This window comes from Flavobacterium sp. (assembly GCF_023151265.1).
Classification (GTDB): domain Bacteria; phylum Bacteroidota; class Bacteroidia; order Flavobacteriales; family Flavobacteriaceae; genus Flavobacterium.
In genome coordinates this window covers 1-5956 of the sequence record NZ_JAKLJH010000154.1, presented here as the reverse complement: position 1 = coordinate 5956, position 5956 = coordinate 1, and the positions used below count along the sequence as shown (strand labels likewise).

Below are 5956 nucleotides of genomic sequence, written 5' to 3'. Positions count from 1 at the left end.
AAATTAAAGGAACTCAATGAAATTTTGTAGTGATTTAGAAGCTGATTTTCGAAAAGTATCCAATAGAGAATTGGCAATTCCGATGGAAAATTACATGAAGAATAATTTTACCTATTTTGGAATTAAAACCGAGCAAAGACGAGCAATTTTCAAATCAAATTACGAAGAAAATAAAGCTGAAGTCAAATCTAACTTTAGAGTGATTGCTTGGGAATTATTCCAAATGAAAGAACGCGAATTTCATCAAACAGCAATAGATTTATTGCTAAAAGAGTTCAAGAAAAATTTTGTTTTGGAGGATATTCAATTGATTGAAAAAATGATAATTACCAATTCTTGGTGGGATTCAGTTGATACGATTGCGAAATATATTTTAGGAGGTTATTTGTTGCAATTTCCTTCGAAAACTTTAAAAGTAATTGAACGTTTTTCAAATTCTGAAAACATGTGGTTAAATCGAAGTGCTATTTTATTTCAATTGAGTTATAAAGAAAAAACCAATTTTGAAATTTTAATATCGGAATGTGAAAAACACAAACATTCCAACGAATTTTTCATTCAAAAAGCAATCGGTTGGGCTTTACGCGATTATAGTAGATTCAATCCAAATGGAGTCGAAGCTTATGTAAATTCTACTAATTTGAAACCTTTAAGTAGAAAAGAAGCCTTACGTTTACTCTAATTTTGTTTCATTTTTCAGATTAAAGATTTACCTTCGTAAAATACTTCAAGACAATGCCAAGAAAGAAATCTTTTTCCTTAAAAACGTTTACACACAAAACCTTCCGACGTTTAGAGCGATTTGTTTTTCTTTTGAAATCGCTATTAACACCGCGACAGTTTATCTATTTTTCGTGTGTTTTAGTTGGAATTTCTTCTGCTTTAGCGGTAATTATTCTAAAAACATTTGCGCATTGGGTTTATAAATCGGCTCAAAGATTAGATGATGTATTCCATCTTCCTTATAGTAATAGTACGCTCCCAATAATTGGTATTATTATTACGGTAATCATTGTTAAAAAGGTTTTGGATGGTTCAATTGAAAAAGGAACTTCTCAAATTATGTATGCCGTTGCCAAAAAGCGCGGAATCATGCCTAGAAAACAAATGTTTGCCCAAATCATCACGAGTTCGTTTACCGTTGGTATGGGCGGAAGTGCCGGTTTAGAATCACCAATTACTATAACTGGAGCTGCTTTTGGAAGTAATTATGCGCAAAATTATCGTTTAAGTTACAAAGACAGAACACTTTTGTTAGCCTGCGGTGTTGCTGCCGGAATTGGTGCTGCTTTTAACGCTCCGATTGCAGGAGTTTTGTTTGCTATCGAAGTAGTTTTGGCTGAAATCAGTATTACAGCTTTTATTCCGATTATGATTAGCGCAGCAACAGGAGCTTTAGTTTCAACGGTTATGTTGAATGAAGATATCTTGTTTTCGTTTAAAAAAGTACAATTTTTCGATTATCACAATTTACCCTATTATATTTTATTAGGAGTTTTAAGTGGTTTAGTTTCGATAAATTATGCTAGAACTTTCAGAAAAATCGAACATTATTTCAGTGGATTAAAATTTAATATCATCAATAAAGCATTGTTTGGAGCTGGAATTTTAGGTGTCTTAATCTTCTTGTTTCCATCTTTATTTGGTGAAGGATATGAAAGCATTAAAATTTTAGCAGACAGTAATCCCGAACGATTAGTTCAAAACACGGTTTTCGAGCGCTTCGAAGATTCAAAATGGATTTTGTTATTGTTTGTTGGTGCTACAATGTTAATCAAAGTTTATGCTACAAGTTTAACATTAGGCGCTGGTGGAAATGGTGGAAATTTTGCACCTTCACTTTTTGTAGGTTCGTATTTAGGATTTTGTGTGGCTTATTTTTTCAATATAATCGGTTTCGCTAAGTTGCCAATTGGAAACTTTACGCTTGTAGGAATGGCTGGAATATTGAGCGGATTATTTCACGCACCATTAACTGCGATTTTCCTTATTGCTGAAATTACGGGAGGTTACAACTTGATGGTTCCGTTAATGATTGTTTCTTCGGTAAGTTTTGCTATTTCAAAACGTTTTGAACCTTATTCCTTCGATATTAAAAATTTGGCTGATAAAGGTGAAGTTTTTACTGATAATCGTGATGCTAATATTTTGAATTCCATAGATGTTGCGAAATTAATTCAAAGCGATTTCAAACCTATTTCGGTTCGTGATAATTTGGAAGAATTAGTTGAAAAAATCCAACAATCGGATGCAGATGTTTTTCCTGTGTTGGATGAAAAAAACACGTTATTAGGTTTGATATTTTTAGACGAAATCCGACCAATTGTTTTCTCGCAATTCAAAGTAAAATACACTTCAACAAATGAAGTTATGCAACCACCAAAAGATATTATTTTCTATGATGAAACCTTAGAAACCATCATGGAAAAATTTGATACATCAGGTTGTAAAGTGTTACCCGTTTTAAAAGATGGAATCTTTCTTGGATTTATTTACAAACAACTTATTCTTGAGAAATACAGAATGCGATTGAAATCAATGATTATCGAATAGTTTAAATACAAGTACAATCCTGAAGGTTCGGGACAAATTCAAAATTTAACTTTATTTTTTTGGAACACGGATTTAAGAAATTTTTAAAATTTATCTTCTTAAATGTAATTTTTATTGTTAAAAATATTAATATCGGATAAAATATTTTTTTATTCTATCCGATATTAATACCTTTGTGGTGAAATAAAGAAGTTATGTGGAATATAGATTTGTCATATCGCGGAGAATTTCAATCAACATTCGATAGATTGTATGATAAACTCGCTGTGCTCAATCAAAATAGACCGCTTCCATACTCTGCTATTTCAAAAATTAAAGAATCACTTTCCATTGAATGGACTTATAATTCGAATAGTATTGAAGGAAATACACTTTCACTTCGAGAAACACAAATGGTACTTCAAGATGGAATTACCGTGAAAGGAAAATCATTGCGAGAACATTTTGAAGCGAAAAATCACGAGCATGCAATTAATTATTTGTATCAAATCATCAATGATGATTATGTATTAAGAAGTATTGATATTTTATCGCTTCATGGTTTGGTTTTGCGCACAATAGAAGATGATTTTGCAGGAAGAATTAGAAATGCTGGTGTTAGAATCACGGGAGCAAATTTTATTCCGCCAAATGCTAATAAAGTTTCAGATTTGTTAGATGAATTAATTCAATTTGTAAATGAAAATCCATTGCAATTAAATGACATTGAGTTGGCTACTATTTTTCATCACAAATTAGTTTGGATTCATCCTTTTTTTGATGGAAATGGAAGAACGGTTCGTTTGGCTATGAATCTACTACTCATGAGAAGAGGTTTTCCGCCTGCGATCATCTTAAAAAATGATAGAAAAAAGTATTACGATGCTTTAAATCAGGCAAATAATGGAAACTATCAAAAGTTAACGTTGTTAATGTGTCAAGCTTTGGAAAGAACGGTTAATATCTATTTAACTTCTATTCCAAGTGATAATGATGATGAATATCAATCAATTGCTAATATTGTAAGTGAACCTAATACTCCTTACAGTCAAGAATATGTTAGCTTGTTAGCGCGTCAAGGAAAAATTGATGCCTACAAAGAGGGAAGAAATTGGGTTACTACAAAAAAAGCCATTAATGATTACATTTCAAATAGACAGAGAGTTAGGTTGTTAAAATAACAACTTAATTCTCTTTGTTTTTCTTTTTAAATTTAGAAGGTGTTATACCTGATATTTGCTTGAAAGCATTATTAAAGGAAGACTTTGAATTAAATCCAACCAATTCACTTATTGCTTCAATTGTATAATTTGAATATTCTTTACTAAGTAAAATATCTTTTGCTTTATTAATTCTGTAAGTATTGATAAAAGTAACAAAATTACATTTTAGATCTTGATTTAATACATTGGAAATATAACTACTGTTGATATTAATTTCTTTTGAAATGTCATGAATGGTTAAGTCTTTTTTTAGATAAATTTCATTTTTTTCAACAAACTCAACTAAATTTTTTAAAATTTCTTTTCTTTTTAGTTCGGGTAATCCATTTTGGATTTCTTTTTTTGAAAAAGTTTCGTCAATTAATTGAAGTTCAATGGAGTTTTGGTTAAATCTCTGAAAATAGAGATATAAGCTAATCATCAAAAAAGGAATATAAACTACAAAAGGGGATGCATTTGGGCTTAACCCGAAAAAGCAAATTATAAAAACAATATATCCCAAAACAAAAAAGCTTAGCCACTTAAATTGGATTCCAGCTTGATACGAATATTCTTCTTTAATTCTTTTAGAATTTATCTTAAACACATTGTAAGCTTTTGTTAAATAGTAAATATTCATTAAGATAAAAGTAACTTTTAAAGAAAAGAAATTGGTGTAATCTAGTTTTTTTGAAAGGTCTTCAACATTACTGTCAAAAATAAGAGGTATTAAATTAAAGAGTAAGGCTTGAATTGGAATAAAGAAATGTACCCATATGTCTTTTCCAAATCCTTCATCATGATGATGTACTAATGATCTAATATAAAGAAAAACCAAAACAGGTAATGAGAGCATCACACTGTAGAAAAAGACTTCTACATATTTGAAAATGGTTTCAATTGATTTTAAAAAATCCAGCAAGAAATTTAATGAAATTGCAAATAATGCAAATGAAAAAAACAAGAAAAATATCCCTAAAATAATTTTTGAAAATCCTTTATCATGCTTTTTAAAGAGTAATAATACTCCAATTAAAAAAGAAATAATTATAGGAAAAAATAGAGTAAACAGCATATTTATAATGTTTTGTAATTTAAAAATGTATGAATTATTGAAATCAATACATATTTGGTAGCCTATTTAAAATAAAGAACGGCTCATAAAGATAAATTTACGCAAAAAAAAATGCCAACCAAATATTTAATGATATTATGAAAAGAAATTATTTTCTATTATTCTTTGTTTTTGTATTTCATATTCACTTCAGTCAAATAACGATTTCTAATACGACCTATACACCAACTCAATTAGTAGATGGCGTTTTGGTTCCTACAGGTAGTGGAGTTACTATCTCAAATGTTACTTTTAGTGGAGTTCGTAATGTTTCAAGCCGATATCAAGTGGGATACTTTTCAACAGTAACAACAACGTTAGCTCAAATGGGGTTTTCATCGGGAGTAGTTTTAACAACTGGTAATACATCTGAAATTCCTCTGACACTTGGTGTAGATCCTGGTAGTGTTGCCCAAATGAGTAGAAATTATACTTCATGTACTACAGGCGAAGTAAGAAAATCAGGCACTTGTGGGGTTACAATTAATGATTTGGATATTCTTTCAGGAGGTTTTAATTACTTTAACACGGCCATTTTAGAATTTGATTTTGTTCCAGAGAGCTCAGAAGTATCCTTTAGGTATATTTTTGGATCTGAGGAATATTCAGATAATGGTGGATTTATTAATTATCAGTGTTCTTCCTTTAATGATAAATTCGGATTTTTAATAAGTGGACCAGGAATTTCAGGTGGAGCAGGGTACACAAACGATGCTCGTAACATAGCAAGATTGGACAATGGTTCTGAAGTTTCGATAAATTCTGTAAATAACGGAGTTGTAGGTTCAAGTGGTGGTGCTCCAAATGCTAGTCGATGTTCTTCTGTGAATCCAAGTTGGGTCCAAAATAATACAACTGCTGAATTTCTAGGAACTATTGATGGAACTCAATTAAACGGAAATACTAGAATATTAACGGCTAAACAAACGGGTTTAACACCTGGCGCAACCTATCACATTAAATTAATTGTAATGGATATAAGTGATGGTGCTTATGATAGTGTTGTGTACTTAGAAGCGAATAGCTTTAAAAGTATATGTGAGTATGACCCAAATTTAATTGGAACACCAAATCCATCAAAAGTTGGAATGGGAACTTTTCAAAATAT

The 5956-nt window shown here is 30.6% G+C and carries 6 protein-coding genes; 5 read left to right on the top strand and 1 reads right to left on the bottom strand.

Annotated elements, in window-relative coordinates; translation table 11 throughout:
- Positions 1-16 precede the first annotated feature (16 nt).
- From L6Q46_RS12205 to L6Q46_RS12195, 3 genes are all read left to right on the top strand, one after another.
- Positions 17-682, top strand: a complete 666-nt coding sequence (locus L6Q46_RS12205) for a DNA alkylation repair protein (RefSeq protein WP_291284535.1) — start codon at positions 17-19, stop codon at positions 680-682.
- Positions 683-735: 53 nt separating this feature from the next.
- The gene (locus tag L6Q46_RS12200; protein WP_291284534.1) at positions 736-2553 is read left to right on the top strand and encodes a chloride channel protein; all 1818 of its coding nucleotides are present in this window, start codon (positions 736-738) and stop codon (positions 2551-2553) included.
- 194 nt (positions 2554-2747) lie between these two features.
- Positions 2748-3713: a Fic family protein gene (locus L6Q46_RS12195; protein ID WP_291284533.1), complete on the top strand. Its 966-nt coding sequence runs from the start codon at positions 2748-2750 to the stop codon at positions 3711-3713.
- Positions 3714-3717: 4 nt separating this feature from the next.
- On the opposite strand, the gene L6Q46_RS12190 is transcribed toward L6Q46_RS12195, so the two are convergent.
- Entirely contained in the window at positions 3718-4590 is an 873-nt protein-coding gene (locus tag L6Q46_RS12190; RefSeq protein ID WP_291284536.1) for a response regulator transcription factor, read from the bottom strand.
- 34 nt (positions 4591-4624) lie between these two features.
- On the opposite strand from L6Q46_RS12190, the gene L6Q46_RS12185 reads away from it, so the two are divergent.
- Together L6Q46_RS12185 and L6Q46_RS12180 are read left to right on the top strand one after the other, a co-directional pair.
- Positions 4625-4870: a hypothetical protein gene (locus L6Q46_RS12185; RefSeq protein WP_291284532.1), complete on the top strand. Its 246-nt coding sequence runs from the start codon at positions 4625-4627 to the stop codon at positions 4868-4870.
- A gap of 76 nt (positions 4871-4946) precedes the next feature.
- Positions 4947-5956, top strand: a 1010-nt coding sequence (locus L6Q46_RS12180; RefSeq protein ID WP_291284531.1) for a choice-of-anchor L domain-containing protein, incomplete at its 3' end; no start/stop codon positions are given.

Excerpts from the sequence above, each read along its gene's own strand:
- L6Q46_RS12190 (WP_291284536.1), bottom strand. The coding sequence starts at position 4,590 with ATGCTCTCATTACCTGTTTTGGTTTTTCTTTATATTAGATCATTAGTA.
- L6Q46_RS12205 (WP_291284535.1), top strand. The coding sequence starts at position 17 with ATGAAATTTTGTAGTGATTTAGAAGCTGATTTTCGAAAAGTATCCAAT.
- L6Q46_RS12185 (WP_291284532.1), top strand. The coding sequence starts at position 4,625 with ATGGTTTCAATTGATTTTAAAAAATCCAGCAAGAAATTTAATGAAATT.
- L6Q46_RS12195 (WP_291284533.1), top strand. The coding sequence starts at position 2,748 with ATGTGGAATATAGATTTGTCATATCGCGGAGAATTTCAATCAACATTC.
- L6Q46_RS12200 (WP_291284534.1), top strand. The coding sequence starts at position 736 with ATGCCAAGAAAGAAATCTTTTTCCTTAAAAACGTTTACACACAAAACC.